Source organism: Bacillus sp. MSP13, from assembly GCF_000815295.1.
GTDB lineage: Bacteria > Bacillota > Bacilli > Bacillales > Bacillaceae > Bacillus > Bacillus vallismortis.
Map to the genome: position 1 here is coordinate 112,683 of NZ_JXAQ01000002.1, position 25,729 is coordinate 138,411.

Sequence of the window (25,729 nt, forward strand, 5' to 3'; positions counted from 1 at the left end):
AGGGTACTTCATCCTGGAAAGGAGCAGAATGTTGACTGATCTAACCTTTATTCATGCGGCAGATCTTCATCTCGACAGCCCGTTTTACGGAATATCGCATCTGCCGGAACCGATTTTTGCCCGGATTAAAGAAAGCACGTTTGCAAGCGTGAGACATATCATGGACGCCGCAGTGAGAGAAAACGTTGATTTCATTTTGCTTGCGGGGGATTTGTTTGATGAAGCCAATCGTAGCTTAAAGGCGCAGCTCTTTTTGAAGAAACAGTTTGAAAGACTGAGAGAAAGCGGGATTTCAGTTTATGTGATCTTTGGGAACCACGATCATCTGGGCGGGGAGTGGACGCCGATTGAATGGCCTGAGAATGTCCACATCTTTTCGTCCGCTGTTCCAGAAGAAAAATCGTTTTATAATGAAGGCAGGCGCTTAGCAAGCATTTACGGCTTCAGTTATCAGGAAAGAGCCGTGACGGAAAACCAAGCCGCCCGCTATCGGAGGTCGACTGACGCGCCTTTTCATATCGGTATGCTTCACGGTACGCTATCAGGAGCTGAAGGACATGATCCGTATTGCCCGTTTACACATGACGATCTCGTGAAGAGCGGAATGGATTATTGGGCGCTTGGCCATATTCATAAACGCCAGATTCTTTCTGCCGAGCACCCCGCGGTCATCTATCCGGGAAACACGCAAGCACGCCATATGAAGGAGGCCGGGGATAAAGGCTATTATCTCGTTCGTGTGGCAAACGGAGACATATCGTATGACTTTCAGCAAGCGCACGATGTCCTGTGGGAAAAAGCGGCAGTTGATGTGACGGAGGCTAAGAATATGACCGTCCTTTTCCAAATGGTTGAAGACGCGTTTTCGAAGCTGCGGACAAAGGGCAGCCCTGTTTGTGTCAGGCTTGTGTTGCAAGGGACCGCGCCACAATGGCTGCTGGAGGCGCCAAGAGGCACTTTGGATGAGCTTCTTGAAGCGTTTCAGGAGCAAGAGGCCGAGGAGGAACACTTCATTTGGCCACTCTCATTGGAAGACGAGACAGAGCATGAAACAAACCTTACAAACCTTGATCCTTTTTTTGGCGATTTATTTGCAGATATTGACCGCGGCGATCTGTCAGCTGTGCTGGAAGGGCTTGAGCGGCATCCTGTGTATAGAAGGCATGCGGACCGGTTTAGCCAAGAGGAGGTAAAGGAAATAAAAGAGCAGGCACAGATTTTATTGAAAAGACAGCTTAAGGTGCTTGAAACATGAGGCGGTGAACGCTTTGCGAATTAAATCTTTACATATCTACCAATACGGGAAATTTTCCAACCGCACCTTTCACTTTTCCGCCTCACCTGTCCAATTAATCTACGGATTAAATGAGGCAGGAAAAACGACGATCATGTCATTTATTGAAAGCATGCTGTTTGGTTTTCCGAAAACGAAAAAATATGAACCGAAAACAGGCGGTGTCTACGGAGGTTTTCTTGAAACTGAACATCCAGAATATGGGGTGTTGAAGATCGAAAGGACGAAAGGGACCGCCGAAAAGCTAAGAGTGTACACAGAAAAGGGCGAAGTGAAGCAGGGAGATGTTTTAAAGCAGTTGTTTCTGGGCACGGACAGGGCGCTGTACAAAGCCATTTATTCATTTGATGTATTCGGGCTGCAGGAAATTCACGCTTTTAATCGGGACAAGATTGGGGAGTTTTTGCTGTTTTCCAGTTTGTTTGGCGCTGAAGCTGTATCTAAGCTTGATTCAAAGCTGACAAAGGAAAGCGAAAGGCTCTATAAACCAAACGGGCGGAATCCTCAATTAAATCAGGAGCTGGAAACGCTTAAGCAGCTGGCAGCGAAGCTAAAACAGGCTGAAGCAGAGGAAGCGGGCTATCATCAGCTCCTTGAGAAAAAAAGAACGCTCGAAGCCCGTCTTGCAGCTGCAGAAACCGAATGGAAAGAAGCGGCAGGACATATCCGAACCATTGAGGGAGCGGTTGAGCTGAAACCGTTGCTAGATGAAAAAGCGGCTCTCGAACAGGCGATGGCACAATATCCGGAGCATGCGGGACAATTTCCTGCTGACGGACTGCATCAGCTTGAAAAATATGAATCCCACCTTCACCCGAAATCCGCGCAGCTTGAGGCGCTTCGGGTGAAGATGGCGGAACTGGACAAACAGATGCAAAAGCTTAACCCAGATCAAGAAATGTTGGCGAAAGAAGCGCTGATACAAGAACTTTCGGCAGCGTTCCATCTGTATCAATCCTACGGAGAACAGCTCGCCGCCATTCAGGCACAGTTGCGCCAGTCGTCCGCACAGACAGCGGCCGGACTGGAACAGCTCAATCAAACGGATGAAAATGAGCTCCTGAATATGAACACGTCATATGACTATGAATGGCAGCTTCAGCAGGCGGCGCAGCAATATGTGCAGGCAAGAGACAGAAAACGGCAGCTTGATGAGACGTTTGAGCTTGCCCGCCAAGAGCTGGAGGATGCGGAAAAGGCCGTTCATGCCGCTTCATCCGCCATCCTAGAAAACAGCGATAGAAAAGAGAAAGAAGCCGCCCTAAAAGCATATGATGAAGCACAGGGGCATCATCAGGAGCAAGCGAAACTGCGAGAACAGCTGAAGTATGTTGAAAGGCAGCAGGTGAAACAAAAAAAGACTGTCATGGCAGCTGGTATGTTGTTCATTGTTCTCTTTCTGCTGCTGCAGCAATGGATTCCCGCCATCTGCATCGGCGCTGCACTTATTGTGTATTGGTTTGTATCAGGTAAACAAACACCGTCTTCCCGAAACAGCCGGGAGAACGGACAGCCAATGGCGGATATGCCGCCGGCAGAAGCCGAAGCGCTTAGAGAAGCGTTATGGGAGGATGACCGAAATAAACAGCATCTCATCACACAGCGGGCAGTGCTCCAGCAAAAAGAGGCGGCTTATGAAAGGGTTATCCAGCAGTTTGAACAGTGGGAAGCCGATATGGCCCCGTCCTTTGCCCAGGTCGAGCGTTTTATGAAGGAGCTCAGATTCAAGGAAGATCCGTCTTTTTTGCTTGATGCATACAATTTGATGAAGGATGTCAAAAAAGAAGTGAAGAAAAAGCATGAGCTGACAATTGAAGCAGGCAGGCTGAAAAAGCACCGTCGAATCTTTGAGGAGCGGGTCAACAAGCTTCTTCCTGCTGATCAGAGTGAGCATATCTCCATCTCGGACGCTCTACATACATTGCGGAACAATGTTGAACGTGAAAAAGAAATGGAGAAGCAGAAAAAGGGAATGGAAACAGATAGTCAGTATGCAAGGGAGCAGCTGCTGGAGCTTGAACAAGAAACACAGTATTTTCAAACGCGGATCGAACAGTTATTTTCCGCGGCGGGTGCGAAAGACAGAAATGAGTTTTGTGCTTTAGCTGATATCAGCAGGCAATTGAAGGAGACAGAGAACAAGCTCCATCACGTAAACGCGCAGCTTCAAGGCGGACACCCGGAGGAGCTTGAATTGGCAGCTTCCCATACACTTTCTGAATTGAAAAGCAAGAAAATCATTGAGAGTGAAAGAACAGCGCAGCTGACTGAAGAGATCGAGCAGCTTCGCAGTCAGGCCGCAATGCTCTTCGTTAAACAAGAACAATTAGAGGCCTCAGGATTGGTTTCAGATCTCAAGCTGCAAATGGAAATGCAAAAAGAACGTGTGAAAGACACAGCTAAAAAATGGGCTTCAATCCAAATGATCAAACAAGTGATCCGAAACAAATTGGAGCGGCATAAAAAAGTTGAGCTCCCGCGCCTTCTGGAGACGGCGGGAGAATTTTTCCGCCCGCTGACAGACGGAAGCTACCGAACGATTTATTTTTCTGAAACCGATGATTCCATGATGGTCATGCATAGTGATGGCACTGTCTATCATGCGGAAGAGCTGTCGCAGGGAACGTGTGAGCAGTTGTATACAGCGATCCGATTTGCTTTGGCGGTTACGCGTCAGGATGAGGCAATGCTCCCGTTCCAGCTTGATGACAGCTTTGTTCATTTTGATCAGGAAAGGCTCAAACGTGTAGTAGACGTTTTATATAATCTATCTATAGGAGGAAGGCAAATTTTGTATTTTACTTGCCATGAGCATGTAAAGAATGCGTTTCAAAGCAGCCAAATCATTGATTTGGGGCTATAAAAGAGGTTCTATAGCTGTCAATCGGTATGTGATATACTGATATTATGTAAGATACGGAGGGAGCTTTAATAGAATGGCTAAAGGGATTATGCTACATGAGGTTGGCGAACAGGTGGACCAATATCTATTGATTAAATCCTTGACGAAAGGGATTGCCAGCAACGGGAAACCGTTTTTAACGCTGATGCTGCAAGACCAGTCAGGCGATATTGAAGCGAAGCTGTGGGATGCCAAGCAAAGTGACGAAGTGACCTATGCGCCGCAGACGATTGTGAAGGTCGTGGGGGATGTCCACCATTACCGCGGGCGCACCCAGCTGAAGCTGAGAAATATCAGGCCGGCGGGCGAGCATGAAAACGTCAGTATTGATGATTTTTTAGAAACCGCGCCGATTCCGAAAAATGAAATGATGGATACCATCACTCAATATATATTTGAAATGAAAAATCCGAATATCCAGCGGATCACAAGGTTTTTGGTCAAAAAACACGAAGCAGAGTTTATGGATTATCCAGCGGCTACGAAAAACCACCATGAGTTTGTTTCAGGTTTAGCGTATCATGTTGTCTCTATGCTGAATCTGGCGAAATCGATTGCGGATTTATATCCGTCTCTTGACCGTGATCTTCTTTATGCCGGCGTGATCCTGCATGATCTCGGAAAAGTGAAAGAGCTGTCCGGCCCTGTTTCCACGTCGTATACGGTCGAAGGCAATTTGCTCGGCCATATTTCGATTATGGTCACAGAGCTGTCAAAAGCGGCTGAGGAGCTTCAAATTGATTCTGAAGAGGTGTTAATTCTTCAGCACTTGATTTTGAGCCACCACGGCAAAGCGGAATGGGGCAGCCCGAAACCGCCGATGGTGAAAGAAGCGGAAATCCTGCACTATATCGACAACCTGGATGCAAAAATGAATATGATGGACAGAGCGCTCGAGCGCGCGAAGCCGGGTGAGTATACTGAACGTGTTTTTGCGCTGGAAAATCGTTCCTTTTACAAACCGACTTTTCACAAATAACCAAAAAGGACTGATGCTGAACCATTCAGGTCAGTCCTTTTTTATGCGCGTTTGCCGCTCATAACTCGTCTCATTCCCGCATACATTTAAGAATAAAGAATCTATGCAAAAGGGGGAGGAGCCCGTGTTATTTTTTCCGTGGTGGGTATATCTTTGTATTGTAGGCATCATTTTCAGCGCATATAAACTTGTGGCGGCAGCCAAAGAGGAAGAAAAAGCAGATCAGTCCTTTATTGAAAAAGAAGGGCAGATATATATGGAGAGGATGGAAAAGGAGAGAGAGCGCCGCAGTTCTCAGCAGACTGAGGACGAAAATCAAAACCATTCCATCGCATAAAAAAAGCTGTGCAGCTCATTGAGTCTGCACAGCTTTTTTTATTATTTAGAACTAGAAGTGCTGTCGCTTTCTGAAGGTGTTTTAAATGTGTCTTTCAGATCTTTATCTTTTACTTCGATGTCAGCTTTCTTCATGACTTTTTGAACAGCTTCCTGAACGGCTGCGTTGTCATTTATCTTTTGTTCAAGAACTTCAGATTTCAGTTCTTTTTTCATGTCATCGTATTTGCCGCGTTCTTCTGTCTTTTTAATAATGTGATAGCCGTATTGTGATTTGACAGGATCACTGACTTCACCTGTTTTTAGTTTAAATGCAGCTTTGCTGAATTCTTCCACCATACCATCTTTTGCGAACCAGCCAAGGTCGCCGCCTTGTGAAGCAGAATTGGTATCAGTAGAGTATTCTTTCGCAAGGTCTTCAAATTTCTCGCCTTTTTTCAGCTTTTTCTCTACTTCTTCAGCTGTTTTTTTATCAGCGACAAGGATATGGCTTGCGCGGATTTTGTCTTTTAAGCCTTCCCAGTATTCTTTGATATCAGCATCCGTTACTTTGATTTTATCTTTAGCCGCTTTTTGTGTAAGCAATTCATATTTTACCTGCTCTTTAAGGTAATCCTTTCCATATTGTTCTTCAAGGGCAGTATATTGATCGCCTAGCTGTGTTTTGTATTCTTTCAGCTTTTTGTCAATTTCTTTATCTGTTACTTTATATTTCTCGTCTAATACTTTTTCTTGCACCAGCTGTGTCAGAACGCTTGCACCAGCTGTTTTCTTCATGTTTGTGTAAAGCTCGCCTTTGGTTACATCACCTGCGTCTGTTTTTGCGATAACTTCTTTGTCGCCGCCGCTGCAAGCACTGAGAGCGAGGATGCTTGTCACGGTGATAGCTGCTATTGCGATTTTTTTCATTTTTTTCAAACACTCCTAATCATTCCAAATTAAATTACCTAAGCGTATCATAACACATTGTAGCTACCTGTAAAAAGATTTTAAATAACGGGCATTCGTCTAGTCAAACTTTTGCTGATGGCATACTTATATATTGATCAAGAAAAGGAGGTATGTAACATGAGCGGAGGATACTCTAACGGTTTCGCATTGCTTGTCGTACTGTTCATTTTGCTTATCATCGTAGGTGCAGCATACATCTACTAAGCAGCCCAGGGATCGCTTGCAAGATAAGCGATCCTTTATTTTCCTAGCGCCTAATCGTTTCAATCGTGAATTGCATAAGATGTAATTGGAAAATAAAGCTTTTTACAGGAGGTGCTTTTTAAGATGGGTGAAGTATTTGCAGGCGGTTTCGCTTTATTGGTTGTGTTATTTATTTTATTGATTATCATCGGCGCTTCTTGGCTGTACTAATCAAAATAAAAAGCATAGCTGCAAAATCAGCAGCTATGCTTTCTTTCATACATAATTACACAGTAAAGGAGATCTCGACGAATGAAGAGATCAGTAAAATTAATATAGATATATTGATAAAACGGAATACCTTATCCTGCCGTTCTTCAGGAATCTCTCTGACAAGGCATAATGTATTGGTGAGCCTGTTTATGAAATATAAAATAAACACGGCAGCCACGATAAAATAGAATAAAATGATGGGAGATTCCCCCTCTCTCTGAACTGTCCCATATTACATTACCAAATATTTATTAAAAAAGATAGAATGCAAATTGAAAAATCGCCGCTAGCGACAAGGTTTGGCTACTTTTCAACAAGAATATCCAAGCCATCTGCTTCCTGATCAATGAAAGCGGCTTTCGGCGCTTGTATGAGCTTGAGGGCCAGCAAGAAATCAGGCAGACAGTAGCCGGCATGGATGCCCGAAATCATACAGAAATAATGAGCGTGATTCGGAAAAGCCAGCGCGGCGTAAAACAATACAGGCGTTATCAGCAAGAACGGGCTTACGAGTGAAATCAGCATTGTCGTTTTTGGTACCCGTTTCCATGCGGGCATGCGCAAGATGGAAAACTTTTTATCTAATTTTCTTTTTTTGCAGATGATCGGCAGGACATGGATGACTTTATGTACAAATAAAATAACGACGAGCAAACCGCCGAATAAAGCTACATATTCATCGCTTAAGCTGGTGCCGGGGCGAAGCAGCTCAAATGCTAAAAAGGTCGATATAAAAACAAAAATCATAAAACATACAGCAATTAGTATGAGGCGAACGGCGCCATAATCCTTCATGAGATTTATGGTCTTCCAGCAATTCATTAAAGTCATCCTTCCATACATCTTGAATAGAATCTCAAAATAATTTACTCCTCCTATGAGAAAAAATCAATGCTTTTTAAGAAAAAAAATCATCCGGAAGGTATTTTTTTGAAATAGGCAAACAAACAGCGAAATATAGGGTTAGAACTTTCTTCTCAGTGAATTATCAGCTAAAATAAGATTAAAGATAGAAAGAAGTGGTGTGGATGGATTCGATGGATCATCGCATTGAGCGATTAGAATATTACATACAATTATTAGTGAAAACAGTAGATATGGACAGGTACCCTTTCTATGCGCTTCTCATTGACAAAGGGCTGAGCAGGGAAGAAGGGGAAGAGGTGATAAGGATATGCGTTGAATTGTCAGAAGAGCTGGCAGCACAAAAAGCGCAAGGATTTGTAACCTTCGATAAGCTCCTTGCGCTTTTTGCCGGACAGCTGAATGAAAAATTAGATGTTCATGAAACGATTTTTGCCCTGTACGAGCAGGGGCTTTATCAAGAGCTGATGGAAGTCTTTATCGGCATCATGAAGCACTTTGATTAACTGTTTACAGGTTCGAGTTCTTCTGCCGGTTCATCCGCAGCACTGTCCTTTGCTTTTTTCTTCAGTTTTCCGTTTTCGCTTTCAAAGTCATGGTCAATATTGGTGAGTGACGTTTCGAAAATTTCCATAAAATCATCGCCGTAGATATGGCGTATCATACACATCAGTTCTGCCACTTCAGGGAATTTTCCGAATAAATGATAAAGTGGCTGTGACCCTTTAAAAACCGCGTTGCGAGTCGGATCAAATTCCTCAAGCAAGCTCCAGAATACCTCAGTTCCTTCCTCAGTCAATTGGACGTATGTGTTCCGTTTATCATTCAGCCGTTTGGAGAACCTTAAATATCCTCGCTCTTCCAGCTTTTTTGAAAAGTTGAATGCGGTTGATACGTGCATGACGCCGAATTTCGCGATTTCAGAAATGGAAGCTCCATTCAATTGATACGCAATCCATAAAATATGATGCTCATTAATATTCAGGTCATACGGTTTAAGCCATTGCTGCCAATCCTTCTCGATCGATTTCCAAAGAGCCTTGCTAAGCTGAGCCATTTTCTGGGTAAAGACCAGAGCCTCTTTCACATCATATGGCGGTTCCACTCGATTCATTACGTCACCTGCTTCTCTTTTTCTTTTTCTCTATTATGCCAATAAAATAAAGATTAATAAAGATGAAAATGTAAGAATTTTTTAATAAATTCTCCATCCATTGCTATGAGAGGCTTTTTAGGCAAAAAAAAATGCGGGGCCCATTTTGGCCCGCATTTTTTTCTTTTGAATAGGATATTAGTTTTGTAAGGTTTTCTCCAGCTGTTTGATCTTTTCTTCAATATCAGCGATTTCTTTTTGCAGATCCTGCTGATGAGGTTTGATCTCTTCCTGCCATTTTTTAATTGACGTTTGAAGCTCGCCGCTCACATCTTTAATGACATCTGTGCTTTCTTTTGCCGCTTTGATCAGCTGGTCTTTTAACGCAAGCCCGTCCGATTTTAAGCGTTTGATTGTTTCCTCGAAAGAATCATAATTGGTTTTCATTTTTTCACGCAGCTGCGCTCCTGAAGAAGGTGCAGTAAGAAGAACTGCTGCCCCTCCGATAATGCCGCCTACGAATAGTCCTGTTAGCAGAGAACGTCCGTCCGCCATTACAATCACCCCGTCTTTTTCTTGAAAATAGGATTCATTCAGTATGTTTCATTTTTGTTGAAAGCTTGAACTTCTATACATAGCTTGCTTTATTTTAGCATATTTTTTAAGTGAAAAGGAGGGAGAAGGTTGTCTGTCTTTACGATTGTGTTATCCTGCATCACCCTTGCCTTCGCTTCGGGCGCTGTTTACTATCTCAGACTCCTCAGCCAGGCTGCTTCTTATCCGCCCAAGAAGGTCATCCGGCAGAAAGCGCTCGTTTGTTCAACCGGAACCGCCTTTACACTATGTCTTATCTTTTTCACAAAACTCTTTGCTTAAAACATGCTGACGTGCTGCGGACTCTCTGTCGAAAAAAACCTCTCCCGGAAGCGGAAGAGGTTTTGGGTGACAATTATTCAGCAGCTTCCATAAAGCTCGAACGTCTTAAAATGGATTGTACTATCGGATACATCACGATCAGCGCGATTGTATTCAGTACAGCGGCCGGCAGAACAACAGCCGCGAACAATGCGGCGAAACCGCCAGGCAAACCGACGATCAATAAAGCTGACGATAAAAAAACAATTCCCGATAAGATGGTCCCGATCGCTGTCAGCACAGCGGCTGCACCTGTTTTCTGGCTCTTTCTGCACATGAGAAACAGGGTGAAGAACAGAAACGCGGACACGGGTTTATCGATGATGTTGGGAATCTGTCCGGCTGGAAATGCGGTTGTAAGCGCGGAAATGATTCCGGTGACAATCCCGATAGTGAGTACATTTTGCACCCGCGGGAACAGAAGGACGCCCAGGAACATCATGACTAACATCATATCTGGTTTCATGCCGCCTAAAAAAGGCGGAATAATGGAATGAAGCGCTGCGCCGATTGCGGCAAACAGAGCCATAATAACTAACTCTTTCGTTTTCATATCTATGCTCTCCTCTGCTAAGCTTTTTGCCCTCCAATAATATGCTCGTCATTTATTGCGAAGGCTTAAAGAATGTATTATGCAAACAGTATACCAAACGAACGGTTTGCATAGCCAGACCTTTTACTCATTTTCCTGCTGGAATTTCTTCATGAACGCAGCTAATTTTTCACAGTCTTCTAGGGACACAGCATTATAAATGGAAGCGCGGCATCCTCCTACTGAACGGTGTCCGCCGAGGCCGATCATTTTTGCTTCTTTTGCTTCTTGAACGAAAGTTTTCGTTAATTCGTCTTTACGAAGCGTGAAGGTAACATTCATGCGTGAGCGGCTGTCCTTTCTGGCATGCCCTTTATAGAATCCGTTGCTTTCATCAATACAGCTGTAGAGAACCTGCGCTTTTTGTTCATTACGCTGTTCAGCAGCTTCTACACCGCCGTTTTCTTTCAGCCATTCCAAAACAAGGCTCAGCATATAAATCGCAAATGTCGGCGGCGTGTTGTAAAGTGAATCCGCTTTGACATGTGTTGAATACGTCAGGATTTTTGGAACGTTCGCATTTTCTTTTTCTAGCCACGTTTTTTTCATGATGACAACAGTCACACCGGAAGGGCCAAGGTTCTTTTGGGCGCCTCCGTAGATCACGTCAAACTTGGACACGTCGATTTTTCTGCTTAAAATATCGCTGGACATGTCGGCGACGAGCGGGATTGGGGAATTCGGGAAATCCTGCCACTGTGTGCCGAAAATCGTATTGTTGGACGTGATATGGACATACGCGCCGTCTTTTATATCTGTAAGGTCAACTTCAGGAATAAAACTGTAATTGTCGGCTTCACTTGTAGCTGTCACAGAGGTGTTCCCAAACAGCTTTGCTTCAGCGAGAGCTTTTTCGGACCAAGCCCCGGTCATCACAAAATGCGCGGTTTTTTCAGGTGTTAAAAAGTTCATCGGAAGCATTGAGAATTGAAGGCTTGCCCCGCCTTGAAGAAACAAAATATCGTAATCTTCCGGGATGCCCATCAGTTCGATTAAAAGGCTTTTCGCTTTTTGGTGCACCGCTTCATACTCTTTGCTGCGGTGGGAAAGCTCCATAACAGACATGCCGGAGTTGTTAAAATCAATAAATTCGTTCTGTGCTTTTTGCAGAACTTCCAATGGCAGCGCTGCAGGACCTGCGTTAAAATTCGTTGTACGTTCCATCATGATCCTCTCCCTGTTTTCCACGTTAATGTATAAAATAATACAATTATCCTATCACAAAAATTCAGTTTTTTGATAAAAAATTAGAATAATCAAAAGAAATTGACGGGTGTTTGCGAAATGTTCACAAATAAAATAACCTCATCTTATGATGAGGCCAGGCGTTTCGCGATAGAGGAAGAGATGCTCTGCAGATCCTCCGGTTTGTAGTCTTCAGCGTGTGTTTTCCAAACCGCTCCGAATCCGTCTCCTTTTCCGTAGCGCGGGATAATATGCATATGGTAATGGAAAACAGATTGTCCGGCTTTTTCGCCGTTATTATTCAGCGTATTTAAGCCGATCGGTTCGAATTCATCCCGAATAGCGCGGGCGATTTTCGGAACAGCGTGAAAATATTGTTTTGCTAATTCATCGGTAAACTCATACACATTTTCGATATGTGTTTTCGGAATGACAAGCGTATGGCCCTTAGTCACTTGGCTGATATCAAGAAAAGCCAGTACATGCTCATCTTCATACACCTTTGCGGACGGGATGTCGCCAGCGATAATTTTACAAAAGATGCAATTCTCTTCACAATGCATGAGGGTTCCTCCTTATGAAATTGTTTCGTATGTATACACTCATCGTACCACAGAAATGCAGAAAATAGAAAACAGGATGAACGGCGAGCGTTCACCCTGAATGCAGAGGAAGAGCTTATGTGAAGAAAATGTGATATGCCTTTGGTAAGCACCTCATTTGTCGATAAAATGAAGACTTGTTAATGCTTAACGATTCCTGCGATAAACACCTCATTTGACAATTTGCTTCATAGAAGAATTCATCAAGTTCAGTGAAGAGAAACGGTTTGAGCATTGGACATGTTTATTTTCTATCCAACTGTATCTAAGACGTCTTTGACAAACACCTCATTTTTCAGTTGATATGCTTTTCCTCTACAACTATTATCATGTCCAGAAACCTGTCTCTTTATGACAGCAAATTCACGATTTGTAAAAAGGGAATTGTTTCAAATCAGGCTTTGTTTTTGGTACTATGAAGAAAAACAATATAAGGGGAGAAATTATGTCTCTGCTATCGGTAAAAGACTTGACCGGCGGATATACAAGAAATCCGGTTTTAAAACGTGTATCATTCACCCTTGAACCAAATCAAATTGTCGGCTTAATCGGGCTGAACGGTGCCGGCAAAAGTACAACAATCAGACATATCATCGGGCTGATGGACCCGCATAAAGGATCAATTGAATTAAATGGGAAAACCTTTGCTGAGGATCCGGAAGGCTACCGTTCACAATTCACTTATATACCTGAAACACCCGTTTTATATGAAGAGCTGACGCTAATGGAACATCTTGAATTAACAGCCATGGCATACGGTATCTCAAAAGAAACAATGGAGAAAAGGCTGCCGCCGCTTTTAAAGGAATTCCGAATGGAAAAGAGGCTGAAGTGGTTCCCCGCTCATTTTTCTAAAGGAATGAAGCAGAAGGTGATGATCATGTGCGCATTTTTGGCAGAGCCTGCGCTCTACATCATAGACGAGCCTTTTCTAGGGCTTGATCCGCTTGCGATTAACGCGCTGCTTGAGCGGATGAATGAAGCGAAAAAAAGCGGGGCGAGCGTCCTGATGTCAACACACATTTTGGCAACGGCTGAGCGCTATTGCGATTCGTTTATTATTTTACATAACGGCGAGGTGCGGGCGCGCGGCACGCTGTCCGAACTGAGAGAGCAGTTTGGAATGAAGGACGCGGCGCTGGACGATTTGTACCTTGAGCTTACGAAGGAAGACGCTGGCCATGAATAATATGCTAGATATTTGGCAGTCGCGGCTGCAGGAGCATATAAAAGAAACAAGGATGTATATGAAATATATGCTCAATGATCACCTCGTCATTGTTTTGATCTTTTTTCTCGCGGGCGCCGCAAGCTGGTACAGCAAATGGATACGGGACATTCCCGCTCAATTCCCGTCCTTCTGGGTGATGGCCGTGCTGTTTTCGCTCGTGTTGACAAGCTCTTATGTACGGACGCTTTTGAAGGAGGCTGACCTTGTCTTCTTATTGCCGCTGGAATCCAAAATGGAGCCTTACTTGAAGCAGGCGTTTGTTTATAGTTATGTGTCTCAGCTGTTTCCGCTAATTGCACTGAGCATCGTTGCGATGCCGCTATATTTCGCTGTCGCACCGGGGGCTTCGTTCGCATCGTATGCGGCAGTCTTCGTCCAGCTTTTGCTGCTGAAAGCGTGGAATCAGGTGATGGAATGGCGTGCGACCTTCCAAAATGACCGAGGCATGAAACGGATGGATGTCATCATTCGCTTTGCGGCGAATACACTTGTTCTTTACTTCGTTTTCCAGTCTGCTTATATGTATGCGCTTGTTGTTTATGTCATTATGGCAGCTCTATATCTGTATATGTCTTCGGCAGCAAAACAGAAAACGTTTAAATGGGAGAGCCATATTGAGTCCGAATTGAAACGGAAACAGCGATTCTATCGGATTGCCAACCTGTTCACTGATGTGCCGCATTTACGAAAGCAAGCGAAACGCAGGGCGTATCTCGACTTTTTGCTGCGTCTCGTGCCGTTTGAACAGCGCAAAACGTTTGCCTACATGTTCACCCGCGCTTTTTTGCGTTCAAGTGATTATTTGGGCATCCTCGTCAGATTGACGGTCATTTTCGCGCTGATCATTATGTATGTATCGGCAAGCCCGCTCATAGCAGGTGTTCTGACTGTGTTTGCCATTTTCATTACGGGGGTTCAGCTTCTGCCGCTGTTCGGCCACTTTGACCATTTGGCGCTTCAAGAGCTTTACCCTGTGAAAAAAGAAACGCAGCGGAAAAGCTATTTCTCTCTATTAAAAACAGCACTTAGCGTACAAGCGCTGTTGATGTCTGCGGCTTCTGCCTACGCTGCCGGCTTGACAGGTTTTCTGTACGCGCTGATCGCTTCTGCTATCCTGATCTTTGTTATCCTGCCGTCTTATATGACAACAAGACTGAAAAAACATGGAAAGCTGTGAGTATAAAAAGGGGTAGTCGAATGACAGACAATCAGCTTCTGATCCAGGAAGCCCTTCAATGGAAAATGCATTTTTTGCGTAAGGATTCCATGTTTGAGCGCTTTTCAAAGCGTATACAAACGAAGGTGAATGAGCGGATTCCTGAAAAAATCCATACGGTCGTTACCGAGAGTGTGAAAAAAATGGTAGAAGCGACGATGGCCGGCTCCAATATCATTACCTATAAGAAGGATACAAGCGCACTTTCGCTCAGTGAAAAAAATGAGCTGGCGAAAAAAACGATTGCTTCGTATCAAAAAGTGGCGGCTGCTGAGGGGGTTGGCACCGGTGCGGGCGGCATTTTTTTAGGGATGGCCGATTTTCCGCTGCTGCTTTCTATTAAGATGAAGTGTTTATTTACCTTATCCTCCATTTACGGTTTTGATGTGAAGGGTGCACAGGAAAGAATGTTTTTGCTTCTTGTGTTTCAGCTTGCGTTTTCGAGTGATGACTGCCGCAAATCGCTGTTTGCTGTCATCGACAATTGGGAGACGGAGAAAAAAGGTATCGACTGGAGAGTGTTTCAGCAGGAATATCGCGATTATATCGACGTCATAAAGCTTTTGCAGCTTTTGCCCGGAGTAGGTGCGGCAGTCGGCGGAATTGCCAATTATAAGCTGCTTTCTCAGCTTGGGGAGACGGCAAGACACGTTTTTCATCTGAGAATGGTAAAGGAAACAGCCGGAGACTAAACACGCCGGCTGTTTTTTTATAGCTTATAATAGGTGATCGCGGCACCTGCAAGCACCTTTGCTGCTGTCAGCATTGCTTTTTCATTGATATCGAATTTCGGATGATGATGGGAATAGACGCGCTCCGGCTGTTCAGGGGCGGCTCCTGTAAAGAAAAAAGTCCCTTTGACGTTTTGTAAGTAATAAGCAAAATCCTCACCGCCCATTTGCGGTTCACCGTCAATGACCTGCTGAACGCCCTCGATGTTTTTGGCGATGCTGGCTAGGTGGCTCGTTTCGGCAGGATGGTTCACAACTGCCGGATAGCCTCGTTCATAATTGTACTCATAGGACGCGCCGTGCATGCTGCACACCCCTTTAACAACGGCTTCAATTTCTTTCTCCAGCATGCTGCGGATATTGTCGTCAAACGAACGCGCTGTGCCGATGAGTGTTGCTTGGTCTGCGATAACATTAAACGGATTTTCGGCGATGAAAGAGCCAACCGAAATGACGGCGGATTGAATCGGATTGACTTTGCGGCTGACAATGTGCTGCAAAGAGGAAACGATTTGCGAGCCGATCAGGACGGCGTCTTTTGTATCTTGCGGGTGAGCGCCATGGCCGCCCTTCCCGTAAATGTTGATCGTAAATCGGTCTGCCGCCGCCATCACGGGGCCGGGGCGGCAAAGAATGGTTCCGAGCGGCTCAGTCGCCCAAAGATGCGTGCCGAATATCACATCCGCGTTGTCGAGACAGCCGTCATCAATCATGGGCTTTGCGCCTCCCGGATGATATTCTTCCGCATGCTGGTGGATCATCACAAATGTTCCCTTCAGCTCATGCCTATTTTGGTGAAGGACCTTCGCCACTGCGAGAAGAGCTGCCGTATGGCCGTCATGGCCGCATGCATGCATGACACCTGGCACTTTGGAGGCGTAAGGAACATCTTTTTCATCTTGAATGGGAAGGGCGTCAAAGTCGGCCCGCAACGCCACGGTAGGGCCGGGTTCGCTTCCTTCTACATATGCCAAAACCCCTCTGCCGCCAACGTTCGTACGGATCGGGACTCCTAATGATTCATAATAGGACGCAATAAATGCGGCGGTTTTTTCTTCTTGAAACGAGAGCTCAGGATACATATGAAAATGGCGCCTGATCTCGACCATTTCTTCAAAACAGCCGTCGAGCTGTTTATTTATTTCTTTCTGCAGTGTGGATATAGACAAAACCGCTTCCCCCTTTTTCTGCTTTTCCATGATTGTATAGAAAAAGACTGAATATTTCAACTTGATTTCAAAGCAATGCAATGGCTGCGATGGTTGTCACTGAAAGGCCAATTGCGACGGGAATGAAGTTTTTTCTGGCAAGCTCAAAAGGATCAACTCTGCAAATGGCCGCGGCGGGAATCAGCGCCCATGGGACCAGAGTTCCGCCGCCCACCCAGATGGCAGATATTTGTCCGAGTGCTGTCAGAATGGCTGGATCAGCATGAAGAGCGGACGAAAAGAGGCTGGCGATAGAGCCGGCTAGAGAAATGCCTGAAAACCCTGATCCGTCGAGACCGGTTATTGCTCCAACGGCAGTTAAAGCAACAGCGGCAAGCTCCTTTGACATAGGCATCATGTGGGATAAAGCATAACCGAGATCATTGACAATACCGTGGGAACCGGTAGGGAGTGCAGTGCCCAGTATGCTTTCAAAGCCTGAGTCGCCAAGGTAAAAGAAAGCGGCAATCGGAATGACGGGACCGAAAACCTTAAAGCCGAACTGGAACCCATCAATAAAATAACCGGTGACTTTTTCAAGCCCTTGTTGCTTATACACGAGAAAATGGACGGTCAGGAGGATGCAGATCGCAGTCCCGCCGATTAACGCCGTCGCCGCATTTCCCTGCAGGTTAACCAGAAGCATGCAGGCGATATCGCCAAGAAAGACAAGCGGAATCAAAAAAGCCAATATGGACCGAAGGCGTTTTGGCAAGTACATCGAGGTGTCTTGTTCTTCGGAATGTCCGGGGGAAATAGAAGCCGGACCCAGCTGTTTTTTGCGTTCGCGCTGAATCATGATAAAAGCTGCAGTTGTAGTGGTCACGCCCATAATCAGCACAAGGGGAATACTCGCTGAGAGGACATCACCGACTGGAATGCCTGCCGCATCGGCTGTCAGTTTCGGTGCCGCCTGAATGACAAAGTCTCCGGACAGAGCAAAACCGTGCCCGAATAAATTCATGGCCATGGCGGCGGCGATTGGCGGCAACCCGGCGCGGGCGGCGGCCGGGAGCAGGACGGCGCCGATCAAAGCGACACCCGGAGAAGGCCAGAAGAAGAGAGAAATGGCGAACATCAGGCCGCCAATTAGCCAGTAGGCTGTTACAGGACCTTTCACAAGGCTTGTAAAAGGGGAAATCATCGCTTCATTTATCCCTGTTTTTGTTAACAAATCACTCATCGAGACGATAAAACAAATGATGAAAATCGTGGGTAGCAGTTCACCGGCCGCGTAGATAAGGCTATGGAATAAACTGCTGACAGAAGCTGAAAGTGAATGGCTGGACCATAGCGATATCATAAATATGCCGAATAAGGAAATAAAGGTTGTATCTTTCCGCAGCAGCATAAATAGGATAATCGCCCCGATAAAAATCACATAAAGAACGTGGACAGGCAAAATCCCGACTTCCATCATTGATCACTCCTTCCGCTTCCTACAGATTATTCATAGGCGGGCGGAAGGTGCGGGACAGAAGGCGGGGTTATAATGGGAGATCATGAACATTGATTTGTTTAAGCTGCTCAAGCAACTGCTGTTTTAACACTCTATTCGCTTTTTGCTGATGCTTCGGGAAGCTTTCAGGAGAAAAAATAACGGAGCCATCAGCAAGCCAATTCTTTCTGTAGGCGATGATGCTTTCCGATGGCTCTAAATAGGAACCATCCTCCCGCTGCATCTCATAATCGTCAAATCCGAACTGAAAACCGCAGCAAGGGCAAATTTCATAAGAATGGTGCCCTTGTCTATCATATGCCGGTTCAGTCAGTCCATGAAAGCCGCAGACTGGGCAAGCATAGTTCATTTTGCTTTCCTCCCAATAAAAAAGCTGCCGGACATGCCGGCAGCTACAGATTGTTGACAAAGACATATGGTTTTTGTTTTATGACTTTGTCATCTATCAGCGTGATTGAAAACCCTTGAAGTCTAGGAAGGACGAGCATCGGAGCACAGCGAATGTAGGAATTCGTGAGCACCGACGCGCAGGCCTGACAACGAATGCGAGGGTTTGTCGACACGCTGAAGGTGCCGGATATGCCGGCAGCTATTCGACAGCGAAATATGTGGTGACATACGAAGGCCGGGAGAAGATCGACGTGGTGTCAATACCGGCAGACGTGCCGCGTTTTTTGTGGGCTTCTTTGTATGAGCCTGACTGTTGCCAGTCCTGAAAGGCTCTTTCTGTTTCCCACAAGGTCAGAATGACGTACGTATCACTGTCAAGCGGACGGAGCACACGAATTGCTTCAAAACCGGGCTCATTTTCGACTTTTCCCGCTCTGTTTTTAAATCTGTTTTCAAACAGCGGACGCCCTTCCTGAGTGACAGCAATATTGTTCAAGACGGCAAAACCCGGGTTTTTCATCTCGCCGGCTTGGTCAATCACTTCATAAGCATGGGGGGCCTGAAAAACGGTATCTCCGTTTGTTTCGTGGATCAAAATCGCGTTTTCCTGCCCCTGCATCAAAAGGATATGTTCCGAGGGATGCTTCTTTACGATCGTTTGTAAAAAATCGGCTGTCCCATATGTAATATATACCTTCATATCAGCCACCTCCTGCTTGCTAGTATACCAAAACAATGGTATAAGTTTCTATTGGCGAGTGCTTTGAACATAATTCCAAACAATTTTTCCCATACTACCTTTTAGAAAGGCGAGGTGAGTTCATGTTTAAGGTGAAGAAAAAGAAACTATTTATACCCATGATTATTTTAATGTTAACTGCTTTTCTCGCTTTAATAGGATATATTTCAATTATTTTTCTCGGACATTATGTCATAGATGAAAAGAAGCTGATTCTTCATGCCTCTTCAAAAATTGTCGATCAAGACGGAGTTGAGGTTGCCAGCCTGTATACAGAAAATCGTGAGCCTGTCTCGATCAATGAGATTCCGGAGCAGGTCAGAGAAGCGTTTATCGCTGTTGAGGATAAAAGGTTTTATGAGCATCACGGCATTGATGCGAAATCTGTCGGAAGGGCGGTGTACCGCGATATCCTAGCAGGCGGAAAGGTGGAAGGCGGAAGCACGATTACCCAGCAGCTTGCCAAAAATATTTTTCTGACACACGACAAAACGTTTTTAAGAAAAACAAAAGAAGTGATCATTGCGATCAATCTTGAACGGGATTACAGCAAGGACAAGCTGTTGGAAATGTATTTGAACCAGCTCTACTTCGGGCATGGGGTCTACGGCATACAAGCGGCGTCCCATTATTACTTCAATAAAGAAGTACAAGATTTAACTGTATCCGAAGGCGCAGTGTTGGCGGCTATTCCGAAGGCGCCTTCCACGTATTCTCCTGTTTTGCATCCTGATAAAAGCAAGGAGCGGCGTGATACAATTCTCGGCATGATGAATGACCAAGGCTACATCAGTGCGAAAGAGGCTGTCAGCGCGCAGGGCCGGACGCTCGGACTGAATGTGAAGAAACAGTCGGAAACCCCTTGGTTTGACAGCTATATTGATCTGGTGATTGAAGAGGCGGCGGACAAGTACTCGATTTCCGGAGAGCAGCTTCTTCAAGGCGGATACACGATCAAGGTGCCGCTTGATTCGAAGCTTCAGAAGACGGCTTATCAGGTGATGAAGCAGGGTAGTTATTATCCCGGAACAGATCAGAATGCTGAAGGAAGCGCCGTCTTTATCAATAATAAGACAGGCGGTGTGGAAGCGGCGATCGGCGGAAGGGAATACACATCCAAAGGATATAACCGCGTCACAGCTGCACGCCAGCCAGGTTCCACATTTAAGCCGCTTGCGGTATACGGACCTGCGATGCAGGAAAAGAAAGTCAAGCCATATTCTCTATTGAAGGATGAGCTGCAATCATACGGAGATTATACACCGAAAAACTATGACAGCCGGTATGAGGGCGAAGTGACCATGTCTGACGCTATCACGTACAGCAAAAACGCGCCCGCTGTCTGGACGCTGCATGAGATTGGAGTCGAAACGGGGAAGTCTTATTTGAAAGCAAATGGCATCGATATCCCTGATGAAGGGCTTGCCCTTGCACTCGGAGGTTTGCAAAAAGGCGTTTCACCGCTCCAGCTTGCCGGCGCGTTTCATACGTTTGCCGCGAATGGAATGTATACTGAACCGTATTTTATTTCCAGCATAGAGGATGAAGACGGAGAAACGATAGCTGACCATAAAGAAGAAGGTAAGCGGGTATTCAGCAAGCAGACGTCCTGGAATATGACGAGAATGCTGCAGCAGGTGGTTAAAGAGGGAACGGCTACGTCAGGAACTTATCACGGCGACCTGGCGGGGAAAACAGGTTCTACTTCTTATACAGGTGTCTCCGGCGCGACGAAGGATGCTTGGTTTGCCGGCTATACGCCAAAACGAACCGGGGCTGTCTGGATGGGCTATGACAAAACGGATCATGACCATTATTTAAAAGGCGGGAGCGCGTATCCGACGAGATTGTATAAAGATATTTTGACACAAGCTGGAGAAACCGGCGAAGTATTTACGAAGCCTAAAAACGTCAAAGAACTGGAAAGCCCGATTAAGCTGGAACCGGTCAAAACATTGACAGCGGATTACACATTCAAAGCCGCGGGGCTGTTTACCGTTGAATTAAGGTGGGATGCGCAAAAGGATGATCGGACAGTATACAGAATTTATGTCAATAAGGATGGCACGGAGACGATTCTTGATTCAGTCGAAGGAAAGGGAAGCTATGAAATCCCTTATGCCAACTTATTTTCGGACGCTTCTTATAAAATTGTGCCTTATAATACACAGACAAAAAGAGAAGGGGAAGGAACCGATTACGTTCAGCCGAAATTGTTTTCCTCTTAATGGAATGGGAATTCGGCGATTTTTTGAACTTTGAGCCTCATTTCTATACCATTTGCCCAAAACGCGGTATAGTGTAATGGTCAAGAAACACGAACGTATGGTTGCAGGATGAAAGGTGGAAATCAGATGAGTAAACGAGAAACGTTTAACGAAACGTTTTTAAAAGCTGCACGGGGAGAAAAAGCGGACCACACGCCCGTATGGTATATGAGACAAGCAGGGCGTTCACAGCCTGAGTACCGTAAGCTGAAGGAAAAATACGGATTGTTCGAGATTACCCATCAGCCCGAACTTTGTGCATATGTCACAAGACTGCCGGTTGAGCAATACGGAGTCGATGCCGCAATCCTTTATAAGGATATCATGACGCCGCTGCCGTCAATCGGAGTGGATGTTGAAATCAAAAACGGGATCGGGCCTGTGATTGATCAGCCGATCCAGTCTCTGGCGGACATTGAAAAACTGGGCCAGATTGATCCGGAACAGGACGTGCCGTACGTGCTAGAGACGATTAAACTGCTTGTCAATGAGCAGCTGAACGTCCCGCTCATCGGTTTCTCAGGTGCGCCTTTTACGCTTGCCAGCTACATGATCGAAGGCGGTCCGTCGAAAAACTATAATAAAACAAAAGCCTTCATGTACAGCATGCCAGATGCATGGAACCTGTTGATGAATAAGCTCGCCGATATGGTTATCGTGTATGTGAAAGCGCAGATTAAGGCAGGCGCAAAAGCGATTCAAATCTTTGATTCGTGGGTCGGCGCGCTGAATCAAGCGGACTACAGAACATACATTAAACCCGTGATGAGCCGGATCTTTTCAGATCTTCGAGAGGAGAATGTGCCGCTGATCATGTTTGGTGTCGGCGCCAGCCATCTGGCAGGGGATTGGCATGACCTTCCTCTCGATGTTGTCGGGCTCGATTGGAGACTCGGCATTGATGAAGCCAGAGCAAAAGGCATCACGAAAACAGTGCAGGGCAACCTGGACCCGTCCATTTTGCTTGCGCCATGGGATGTTATTGAGAAGAAAACGATGGAAATACTGGATCAAGGCATGAAATCGGACAGCTTCATTTTCAACCTTGGACACGGGGTATTTCCTGATGTCAGTCCTGAGGTTTTGAAAAAACTGACAGCATTTGTCCATAAATATTCACAAAACAAAAAAACGAGTCAATATTCCTAAGCATATCTTTTGGTATCTGAATGATATCCTGTCAAAATGTTAGGAGCAGATTAATTAAAGAGGGTGTAAACAGTGAGTAGAAAAAAAATGGGGCTTCTCGTTATGGCGTACGGCACGCCTTATAAAGAAGAAGATATTGAACGTTATTATACACATATTAGAAGAGGCAGAAAGCCTGAACCTGAAATGCTTCAAGATTTGAAAGACAGATATGAAGCAATTGGCGGCATTTCACCGCTTGCCAAAATCACAGAAGAACAAGCGCATCAGCTTGAACAGCACTTAAATGAGATTCAGGACGAGATTACATTTAAAACGTATATCGGACTGAAGCATATCGAGCCGTTTATTGAAGATGCTGTGGCAGAGATGCATAAGGACGGCATAACAGAAGCGGTCAGCATCGTGCTGGCACCGCATTTCTCCACGTTCAGCGTGCAGTCCTACAACAAACGTGCCAAAGAAGAAGCTGAAAAACTTGGCGGCTTGACAATTACGTCTGTTGAAAGCTGGTACGATGAACCGAAGTTCGTGAAATACTGGGTTGACCAAGTGAAGGAAACATATGTCACAATGCCTGAAAATGAAAAAGAAAACGCGATGCTTATCGTATCCGCGCACAGTCTGCCGGAAAAAATCAAAGAATTTGGAGACCCGTATCCGGATCAGCTTCATGAATCGGCGAAATTGATTGCTGAAGGCGCAGGCGTTTCCGAATATGCTGTCGGCTGGCAAAGCGAAGGGAACACGCCTGATCCTTGGCTCGGGCCTGATGTACAGGATTTAACACGTGATTTATTCGAACAAAAAGGATATCAGGCATTTGTGTATGTCCCTGTCGGATTTGTCGCAGACCATTTAGAAGTGCTATACGACAATGATTATGAATGCAAAGTGGTCACTGACGATATCGGCGCAAGCTACTACAGGCCGGAAATGCCGAATGCCAAGCCTGAATTTATTGATGCTTTAGCAACAGTGGTATTAAAAAAATTAGGACGTTAAAGAAGGCGATGAACATGAGTGACGGCAAAAAACATGTAGTCATCATCGGCGGCGGCATTACCGGTTTAGCCGCCGCCTTCTATATGGAAAAAGAAATCAAAGAAAAAGATCTGCCGATTGAGCTGACGCTTGTTGAGGCGAGTCCGAGAGTCGGCGGGAAAATTCAGACTGTCAACAAAGACGGCTATATCATCGAACGAGGGCCTGACTCATTTCTGGAACGAAAGAAAAGCGCTCCGCAGCTTGTCAAAGATCTAGGGCTTGAACATTTGCTTGTCAACAATGCGACCGGACAATCCTATGTGCTTGTAAACCGCACCCTGCATCCGATGCCGAAGGGCGCCGTGATGGGCATACCGACAAAAATCGCGCCGTTCGTTTCAACCGGCCTGTTTTCTGTGTCTGGGAAGGCAAGAGCCGCGATGGATTTCATTTTGCCCGCCAGCAAATCAAAAGACGACCAGTCATTGGGAGAATTTTTCCGCAGACGTGTTGGGGATGAAGTGGTAGAGAATTTAATTGAGCCGCTTCTATCAGGCATCTACGCAGGCGACATTGATAAGCTCAGCCTGATGTCGACATTCCCGCAATTTTACGAGACGGAACAAAAGCACAGAAGCTTGATTCTCGGCATGAAAAAAACACGTCCTCAGGGCTCCGGCCAGCAGCTGACGGCTAAAAAACAAGGGCAGTTTCAAACCCTGTCAACCGGTTTGCAGACCCTTGTCGAAGAGATCGAAAAGCAATTAAAGCTGACGAAGATAGTCAAAGGCACAAAAGTGATGAAGATCGGCCGTGGCGGCACTGGCTACTCGCTCGAGCTGGATAACGGCGTCACACTTGATGCTGAATCAGTGATTGTGACTGCTCCGCATAAAGCGGCTGCAGGAATGCTTTCAGAGCTTCCTGCTATTGCTAATTTGAAACATATGCACTCCACATCCGTGGCAAATGTCGCCTTGGGCTTCCCTGAAGGCGCAGTCCAAATGGAGCATGAGGGCACGGGCTTTGTGATCTCAAGAAACAGTGATTTCGCGATCACAGCCTGTACGTGGACGAACAAAAAATGGCCGCACGCAGCGCCGGAAGGCAAAACGCTGCTTCGGGCCTATGTGGGGAAAGCCGGAGACGAATCCATTGTCGATCTCTCGGATACCGACATTATCAACATTGTGTTAGAAGATTTAAAGAAAGTCATGAACATAAACGGGGAGCCGGAAATGACATGTGTCACCCGTTGGCATGAAAGCATGCCGCAGTACCATGTCGGCCATAAACAGCGCATCAAAGAGCTTCGCGAAGAACTGGCCTCCGCATATCCGGGTGTCTATATGACAGGTGCTTCTTTTGAAGGTGTCGGAATACCAGACTGCATCGATCAAGGAAAAGCCGCCGTGTCTGACGCGCTCACCTATTTATTCAGCTAAAACCCTCCGCTGCGGCGGAGGGTTTTTTGGCGGGCGATGTCAATATTGTGTAAAAAATGATTGAATTGATCATCGGGTTATGATACATTTGCATATGTACTTAATGACTAAAATGTTCAAACGGTCAGTTTCGAGGTGATAGACAATGTCAATAGATCGAAAAAAGCTCATTTTAGAGGCTGCCACAAAGTCTTTCACGCAGTTCGGTTATAAAGCGACAACAATGGACCTAGTGGCGAAGCTTGCGAATGTGGGGAAGGGAACCATTTATACCTTTTTCAAAAACAAAGAAGAGCTGTTTGACGAGATTTTCACAACTTTATTGAAGGAAATGAAGCAGAAAGCGGACGAAGCGATGGAGCCGGATCTTCCGTTCCATGAAAATGTGCACAGAGCGCTGTTTGCTATTCTTGAATTCAGGAAAACACATCAGCTGACGATCAAGATTTTCCAAGAAAACGCTGAAATTGGTACAATGGCCGTTCAGGATGTAATCCAAAAAATGGAGCGGGGTATTCTCTCTTATATGAAAGATAAGATAGAAAACGGGATCAAAAGCGGTGCAATCAAGCCATGCGATCCTGAGCTGACAGCTTTCGTGATGCTGAAGCTTTATATCGCACTCATTTTTGATTGGGAAAAACATCATCCCCCGCTTGATAAACAGACAATTGCGGAACTGCTTGAATTGTATGTTGTGAAAGGATTGTCAGCCAACTAGATAATCCTTTCTTTTTG

Annotated in this window: 28 protein-coding genes; 16 read left to right on the top strand and 12 right to left on the bottom strand. The window is 45.5% G+C overall.

Annotation, left to right across the window (positions count from 1 at the left end; translation table 11 throughout):
* Positions 1-28 precede the first annotated feature (28 nt).
* From SC79_RS00680 to yhaL, 4 genes are all read left to right on the top strand, one after another.
* Positions 29-1,255: a metallophosphoesterase family protein gene (locus tag SC79_RS00680; protein WP_039073436.1), complete on the top strand. Its 1,227-nt coding sequence runs from the start codon at positions 29-31 to the stop codon at positions 1,253-1,255.
* A gap of 4 nt (positions 1,256-1,259) precedes the next feature.
* Positions 1,260-4,157 (top strand): ATP-binding protein, encoded by a 2,898-nt coding sequence (locus SC79_RS00685; RefSeq protein ID WP_082022492.1) that lies wholly within the window; start codon positions 1,260-1,262, stop codon positions 4,155-4,157.
* Positions 4,158-4,230: 73 nt separating this feature from the next.
* Entirely contained in the window at positions 4,231-5,175 is a 945-nt protein-coding gene (gene yhaM / locus SC79_RS00690; protein ID WP_039073437.1) for a 3'-5' exoribonuclease YhaM, read from the top strand.
* Between the two features lie 124 nt (positions 5,176-5,299).
* Complete coding sequence (yhaL, locus tag SC79_RS00695; RefSeq protein WP_010329243.1) at positions 5,300-5,512, top strand: sporulation protein YhaL; 213 nt, start codon at positions 5,300-5,302, stop codon at positions 5,510-5,512.
* 41 nt (positions 5,513-5,553) lie between these two features.
* Here the strand turns inward: yhaL and SC79_RS00700 are convergent, their stop codons facing one another.
* On the bottom strand, positions 5,554-6,420 hold the full coding sequence (locus SC79_RS00700; protein ID WP_039073438.1) for a peptidylprolyl isomerase: 867 nt from the start codon (positions 6,418-6,420) through the stop codon (positions 5,554-5,556).
* Positions 6,421-6,579: 159 nt separating this feature from the next.
* Between SC79_RS00700 and yhzE1 the strand changes: the two genes are divergently transcribed.
* Both yhzE1 and yhzE2 read left to right on the top strand, forming a co-directional pair.
* Positions 6,580-6,666 carry a sporulation protein YhzE1 gene (yhzE1, locus tag SC79_RS20325; protein WP_003327753.1) on the top strand — a complete coding sequence of 29 codons (87 nt, stop codon included), beginning with the start codon at positions 6,580-6,582 and terminating at the stop codon, positions 6,664-6,666.
* A 123-nt stretch (positions 6,667-6,789) separates the two neighbouring features.
* A complete protein-coding gene (gene yhzE2, locus SC79_RS00710) occupies positions 6,790-6,876 on the top strand; it encodes a sporulation protein YhzE2 (protein ID WP_003155248.1) in 87 nt (28 codons plus the stop codon).
* A gap of 55 nt (positions 6,877-6,931) precedes the next feature.
* Here the strand turns inward: yhzE2 and SC79_RS20330 are convergent, their stop codons facing one another.
* Complete coding sequence (locus SC79_RS20330; protein ID WP_082022485.1) at positions 6,932-7,114, bottom strand: hypothetical protein; 183 nt, start codon at positions 7,112-7,114, stop codon at positions 6,932-6,934.
* 107 nt (positions 7,115-7,221) lie between these two features.
* Entirely contained in the window at positions 7,222-7,740 is a 519-nt protein-coding gene (locus tag SC79_RS00715; protein ID WP_039073539.1) for a DUF3267 domain-containing protein, read from the bottom strand.
* A 206-nt stretch (positions 7,741-7,946) separates the two neighbouring features.
* Here SC79_RS00715 and SC79_RS00720 point away from each other — a divergent pair, with 206 nt between their 5' ends.
* Positions 7,947-8,288, top strand: coding sequence for a YhaI family protein (locus SC79_RS00720; RefSeq protein WP_039073439.1), 342 nt, complete (start codon positions 7,947-7,949; stop codon positions 8,286-8,288).
* On the opposite strand, the gene SC79_RS00725 is transcribed toward SC79_RS00720, so the two are convergent.
* Together SC79_RS00725 and SC79_RS00730 are read right to left on the bottom strand one after the other, a co-directional pair.
* Positions 8,285-8,896 (bottom strand): HTH-type transcriptional regulator Hpr, encoded by a 612-nt coding sequence (locus SC79_RS00725; protein WP_010329247.1) that lies wholly within the window; start codon positions 8,894-8,896, stop codon positions 8,285-8,287. The genes SC79_RS00720 and SC79_RS00725 overlap by 4 nt on opposite strands.
* A 177-nt stretch (positions 8,897-9,073) precedes the next feature.
* Complete coding sequence (locus SC79_RS00730) at positions 9,074-9,430, bottom strand: YtxH domain-containing protein (protein WP_010329248.1); 357 nt, start codon at positions 9,428-9,430, stop codon at positions 9,074-9,076.
* A 129-nt stretch (positions 9,431-9,559) separates the two neighbouring features.
* Between SC79_RS00730 and SC79_RS00735 the strand changes: the two genes are divergently transcribed.
* Positions 9,560-9,751, top strand: a complete 192-nt coding sequence (locus SC79_RS00735; protein WP_010329249.1) for a hypothetical protein — start codon at positions 9,560-9,562, stop codon at positions 9,749-9,751.
* Between the two features lie 73 nt (positions 9,752-9,824).
* On the opposite strand, the gene SC79_RS00740 is transcribed toward SC79_RS00735, so the two are convergent.
* The 3 genes from SC79_RS00740 to SC79_RS00750 all read right to left on the bottom strand — a co-directional run bounded on the left by SC79_RS00740 (position 9,825) and on the right by SC79_RS00750 (position 12,130).
* Positions 9,825-10,343, bottom strand: a complete 519-nt coding sequence (locus SC79_RS00740; RefSeq protein WP_039073440.1) for a tryptophan transporter — start codon at positions 10,341-10,343, stop codon at positions 9,825-9,827.
* 123 nt (positions 10,344-10,466) lie between these two features.
* Positions 10,467-11,546: a phosphoserine transaminase gene (gene serC, locus SC79_RS00745; RefSeq protein ID WP_010329251.1), complete on the bottom strand. Its 1,080-nt coding sequence runs from the start codon at positions 11,544-11,546 to the stop codon at positions 10,467-10,469.
* Positions 11,547-11,692: 146 nt separating this feature from the next.
* Entirely contained in the window at positions 11,693-12,130 is a 438-nt protein-coding gene (locus SC79_RS00750; RefSeq protein WP_010329252.1) for an HIT family protein, read from the bottom strand.
* A gap of 484 nt (positions 12,131-12,614) precedes the next feature.
* Between SC79_RS00750 and ecsA the strand changes: the two genes are divergently transcribed.
* The 3 genes from ecsA to SC79_RS00765 are packed head-to-tail and all read left to right on the top strand — an operon-like array spanning position 12,615 to position 15,308.
* Positions 12,615-13,358: an ABC transporter ATP-binding protein EcsA gene (gene ecsA / locus SC79_RS00755; RefSeq protein ID WP_010329253.1), complete on the top strand. Its 744-nt coding sequence runs from the start codon at positions 12,615-12,617 to the stop codon at positions 13,356-13,358.
* A complete protein-coding gene (locus tag SC79_RS00760; protein ID WP_039073441.1) occupies positions 13,351-14,577 on the top strand; it encodes an ABC transporter permease in 1,227 nt (408 codons plus the stop codon). Before ecsA ends, SC79_RS00760 begins: the two co-directional genes overlap by 8 nt.
* Positions 14,578-14,597: 20 nt before the next feature.
* Positions 14,598-15,308, top strand: coding sequence for an EcsC family protein (locus tag SC79_RS00765; RefSeq protein WP_039073442.1), 711 nt, complete (start codon positions 14,598-14,600; stop codon positions 15,306-15,308).
* A gap of 17 nt (positions 15,309-15,325) precedes the next feature.
* Here SC79_RS00765 and SC79_RS00770 read toward each other — a convergent pair whose 3' ends face one another.
* The 4 genes from SC79_RS00770 to hmoB all read right to left on the bottom strand — a co-directional run bounded on the left by SC79_RS00770 (position 15,326) and on the right by hmoB (position 19,104).
* Positions 15,326-16,516 carry a M20 family metallopeptidase gene (locus SC79_RS00770; protein WP_039073443.1) on the bottom strand — a complete coding sequence of 397 codons (1,191 nt, stop codon included), beginning with the start codon at positions 16,514-16,516 and terminating at the stop codon, positions 15,326-15,328.
* A 67-nt stretch (positions 16,517-16,583) separates the two neighbouring features.
* Positions 16,584-17,975, bottom strand: a complete 1,392-nt coding sequence (locus SC79_RS00775) for a hypothetical protein (protein ID WP_082022486.1) — start codon at positions 17,973-17,975, stop codon at positions 16,584-16,586.
* Between the two features lie 67 nt (positions 17,976-18,042).
* Positions 18,043-18,363, bottom strand: a complete 321-nt coding sequence (locus SC79_RS00780) for a hypothetical protein (RefSeq protein ID WP_039073445.1) — start codon at positions 18,361-18,363, stop codon at positions 18,043-18,045.
* A 240-nt stretch (positions 18,364-18,603) separates the two neighbouring features.
* Positions 18,604-19,104 carry a heme-degrading oxygenase HmoB gene (gene hmoB / locus SC79_RS00785; RefSeq protein ID WP_039073446.1) on the bottom strand — a complete coding sequence of 167 codons (501 nt, stop codon included), beginning with the start codon at positions 19,102-19,104 and terminating at the stop codon, positions 18,604-18,606.
* 122 nt (positions 19,105-19,226) lie between these two features.
* On the opposite strand from hmoB, the gene SC79_RS00790 reads away from it, so the two are divergent.
* The 5 genes from SC79_RS00790 to SC79_RS00810 all read left to right on the top strand — a co-directional run bounded on the left by SC79_RS00790 (position 19,227) and on the right by SC79_RS00810 (position 25,712).
* Positions 19,227-21,371, top strand: coding sequence for a transglycosylase domain-containing protein (locus tag SC79_RS00790; RefSeq protein ID WP_039073447.1), 2,145 nt, complete (start codon positions 19,227-19,229; stop codon positions 21,369-21,371).
* Positions 21,372-21,497: 126 nt separating this feature from the next.
* A complete protein-coding gene (gene hemE, locus SC79_RS00795) occupies positions 21,498-22,559 on the top strand; it encodes a uroporphyrinogen decarboxylase (RefSeq protein WP_039073448.1) in 1,062 nt (353 codons plus the stop codon).
* A 72-nt stretch (positions 22,560-22,631) separates the two neighbouring features.
* Positions 22,632-23,564 carry a ferrochelatase gene (hemH, locus tag SC79_RS00800; protein ID WP_039073449.1) on the top strand — a complete coding sequence of 311 codons (933 nt, stop codon included), beginning with the start codon at positions 22,632-22,634 and terminating at the stop codon, positions 23,562-23,564.
* A 14-nt stretch (positions 23,565-23,578) separates the two neighbouring features.
* Positions 23,579-24,991 (top strand): protoporphyrinogen oxidase, encoded by a 1,413-nt coding sequence (gene hemY, locus SC79_RS00805; protein ID WP_039073450.1) that lies wholly within the window; start codon positions 23,579-23,581, stop codon positions 24,989-24,991.
* A gap of 145 nt (positions 24,992-25,136) precedes the next feature.
* Positions 25,137-25,712 (top strand): TetR/AcrR family transcriptional regulator, encoded by a 576-nt coding sequence (locus tag SC79_RS00810; protein WP_039073451.1) that lies wholly within the window; start codon positions 25,137-25,139, stop codon positions 25,710-25,712.
* Positions 25,713-25,729: the final 17 nt, after the last annotated feature.

Coding starts and splice junctions, on each gene's coding strand:
- SC79_RS00680 (WP_039073436.1), top strand. CDS start 29: ATGTTGACTGATCTAACCTTTATTCATGCGGCAGATCTTCATCTCGAC.
- yhaM (WP_039073437.1), top strand. CDS start 4,231: ATGGCTAAAGGGATTATGCTACATGAGGTTGGCGAACAGGTGGACCAA.
- SC79_RS00700 (WP_039073438.1), bottom strand. CDS start 6,420: ATGAAAAAAATCGCAATAGCAGCTATCACCGTGACAAGCATCCTCGCT.
- yhzE1 (WP_003327753.1), top strand. CDS start 6,580: ATGAGCGGAGGATACTCTAACGGTTTCGCATTGCTTGTCGTACTGTTC.
- yhzE2 (WP_003155248.1), top strand. CDS start 6,790: ATGGGTGAAGTATTTGCAGGCGGTTTCGCTTTATTGGTTGTGTTATTT.
- SC79_RS00715 (WP_039073539.1), bottom strand. CDS start 7,740: ATGAATTGCTGGAAGACCATAAATCTCATGAAGGATTATGGCGCCGTT.
- SC79_RS00720 (WP_039073439.1), top strand. CDS start 7,947: ATGGATTCGATGGATCATCGCATTGAGCGATTAGAATATTACATACAA.
- SC79_RS00725 (WP_010329247.1), bottom strand. CDS start 8,896: ATGAATCGAGTGGAACCGCCATATGATGTGAAAGAGGCTCTGGTCTTT.
- SC79_RS00730 (WP_010329248.1), bottom strand. CDS start 9,430: ATGGCGGACGGACGTTCTCTGCTAACAGGACTATTCGTAGGCGGCATT.
- SC79_RS00740 (WP_039073440.1), bottom strand. CDS start 10,343: ATGAAAACGAAAGAGTTAGTTATTATGGCTCTGTTTGCCGCAATCGGC.
- serC (WP_010329251.1), bottom strand. CDS start 11,546: ATGGAACGTACAACGAATTTTAACGCAGGTCCTGCAGCGCTGCCATTG.
- SC79_RS00750 (WP_010329252.1), bottom strand. CDS start 12,130: ATGCATTGTGAAGAGAATTGCATCTTTTGTAAAATTATCGCTGGCGAC.
- ecsA (WP_010329253.1), top strand. CDS start 12,615: ATGTCTCTGCTATCGGTAAAAGACTTGACCGGCGGATATACAAGAAAT.
- SC79_RS00760 (WP_039073441.1), top strand. CDS start 13,351: ATGAATAATATGCTAGATATTTGGCAGTCGCGGCTGCAGGAGCATATA.
- SC79_RS00765 (WP_039073442.1), top strand. CDS start 14,598: ATGACAGACAATCAGCTTCTGATCCAGGAAGCCCTTCAATGGAAAATG.
- SC79_RS00775 (WP_082022486.1), bottom strand. CDS start 17,975: ATGATGGAAGTCGGGATTTTGCCTGTCCACGTTCTTTATGTGATTTTT.
- SC79_RS00780 (WP_039073445.1), bottom strand. CDS start 18,363: ATGAACTATGCTTGCCCAGTCTGCGGCTTTCATGGACTGACTGAACCG.
- hmoB (WP_039073446.1), bottom strand. CDS start 19,104: ATGAAGGTATATATTACATATGGGACAGCCGATTTTTTACAAACGATC.
- SC79_RS00790 (WP_039073447.1), top strand. CDS start 19,227: ATGTTTAAGGTGAAGAAAAAGAAACTATTTATACCCATGATTATTTTA.
- hemE (WP_039073448.1), top strand. CDS start 21,498: ATGAGTAAACGAGAAACGTTTAACGAAACGTTTTTAAAAGCTGCACGG.
- hemY (WP_039073450.1), top strand. CDS start 23,579: ATGAGTGACGGCAAAAAACATGTAGTCATCATCGGCGGCGGCATTACC.
- SC79_RS00810 (WP_039073451.1), top strand. CDS start 25,137: ATGTCAATAGATCGAAAAAAGCTCATTTTAGAGGCTGCCACAAAGTCT.